At 39.0% G+C, this 1,200-nt stretch carries 1 protein-coding gene; it reads left to right on the top strand.

Annotated features, from left to right (window positions below; all coding sequences use genetic code 11):
- Positions 1–946, top strand: a 946-nt coding sequence (locus RH85_RS22985) for a hypothetical protein (RefSeq protein ID WP_006712261.1), incomplete at its 5' end; no start/stop codon positions are given.
- Positions 947–1,200: the final 254 nt, after the last annotated feature.

The raw sequence follows: 1,200 nt of genomic DNA on the forward strand, positions 1-1,200 counted from the left end.
TATAGAAGTAAAGCAAGCGGCTGAACTGGCGGCGATTGATGCTCAATATTCTGAAAAGCAAAAGGGCGAAGAAGAATTCCAACGCCTTTTAACTGCAATTGAAGTTAGGCACGAATCAGAAAGATCTAAACTTGTTCAGACTAATTTACAGAAAGAGTTGAACGCAAGAACCAAAGCACAAGAGGATTATTTTAAACGAATCTCTCAATTGAGCATTGATTCAAGCGAAAGCGCGATCGAGAGACTTAATCAAGAATCTGCAAAATCTCTATCTATTGCTCAAGAACAATACAACCAAGGTTTGATTGATGAAGAACAATTTCAGATAGAAAAGAATCTAATTGTTGACAAGTATAACAAGCAAAGAGAAGCACTTGATACGGCAAGTTCAGCGGCGTCGGCAAACGCTTATATTTCGGCGTTTAATACTATTGGTGCGTCACTTGATAGTCTTGCAGAAGAAAACGATGCTTTTGCTAAAACTGCTTTTATAGTTAACCAGGCAGCAGCATTTGCCCAAGCAATTGTTAACGCTCACTTAGGCTTCACAAAGGCGAATACTATCGATCCAACGGGAACACTAGGAGCGGTGACACTATCAGCGGGTTACGCGTCAGCGGGTATTATCGCAGGGCAAACAATAGCAGGTGTTTTCCACGACGGAACGGACGCCGTACCAGATAGTTTGAATAACTCAAGTTTCCTACTTAAAGCAGGTGAACGTGTTGTTCAGCCAAGCGCTAACAAAGAATTAACGCAGTTCTTAGAAGACCAGAAGAATGGAAAAGGAAGCGGCAACACTAGTGTTATCAACGCTAACATGACTGTAAACGGTCAAGTTACCGATGAGGCTTGGTTTAATAAGCAGTTAATCAAGCAGCGCAATACAATCTATAGTGCCTATTCTAAGGTTGACAGAGAAAGACCTTTGAAGAGAAAAAGATGATCCCTAAAGCCTCAATTTGAGGCTTTTTAGAAAGACACATGAGATGAAAATAGCGATAAACACAGACAAAATTATAAATATTTCGTTTGTTTATTCTTGAAGCCATATCACACAAGCCTTTCAAAGAAATCAAGTTTAAATAGAGAAATATTTGCAATTTTCACGGTTTTCTTTGCATCTGAGATCTATGCCATCAAGATCGATTTGTTCTTGATTCTTGCCCTATGTTTATTGATCTAAATCAATACTTTTAG

This window comes from Vibrio ichthyoenteri ATCC 700023 (assembly GCF_000222605.1).
GTDB lineage: Bacteria > Pseudomonadota > Gammaproteobacteria > Enterobacterales > Vibrionaceae > Vibrio > Vibrio ichthyoenteri.